This window comes from Acinetobacter sp. 742879 (assembly GCF_000588535.1).
GTDB lineage: Bacteria > Pseudomonadota > Gammaproteobacteria > Pseudomonadales > Moraxellaceae > Acinetobacter > Acinetobacter pittii.
This window is the reverse complement of record NZ_JFYC01000045.1, coordinates 1-514: the sequence shown is the minus strand read 5'-3', so window position 1 is coordinate 514 and position 514 is coordinate 1. Positions and strand designations below refer to the sequence as shown.

Sequence of the window (514 nt, the reverse complement as noted above, 5' to 3'; positions counted from 1 at the left end):
CCAGTCAATGCTCCGCCTACAACCGTAATGTCACTCGCATCGAAACCAGTCACCGCCTCACTGAACGTGAAGCTGATGTTCGCTGTTTCACCTGCTGCAAGTGCAAGGTCATCCGCTGTAATCGCAAGCGTTGGTGCAACAGTATCTACAACAAAACCGTCGGTACCATCAAGTACATCACCTGTACCCAAGTTACCAGCAATATCTGTATAAGTACCATTAGCCACACTAATGCTTGGTGCTGTACCTGTACCATCTGGTGTGAACACTGCTGTCCACGTGATGTTGTCAGTTGTAACCAATGCACTCAACGTACCGCCAATAAGAGTGATGTCATTTGCATCAAAACCAGTCACCGCCTCACTGAACGTGAAGCTGATGTTCGCTGTTTCACCTGCTGCAAGTGCAAGGTCATCCGCTGTAATCGCAAGCGTTGGTGCAACAGTGTCTACAACAAAACCGTCGGTACCATCAAGTACATCACCTGTACCCAGGTTACCTGCAAGGTCTGTGT

The 514-nt window shown here is 48.8% G+C and carries 1 protein-coding gene; it reads right to left on the bottom strand.

The window, feature by feature from the left end; all coding sequences use genetic code 11:
- Nucleotides 1-514 (bottom strand): Ig-like domain-containing protein (locus J690_RS24655; protein ID WP_228133012.1); only part of this gene is annotated, 514 nt, incomplete at both ends.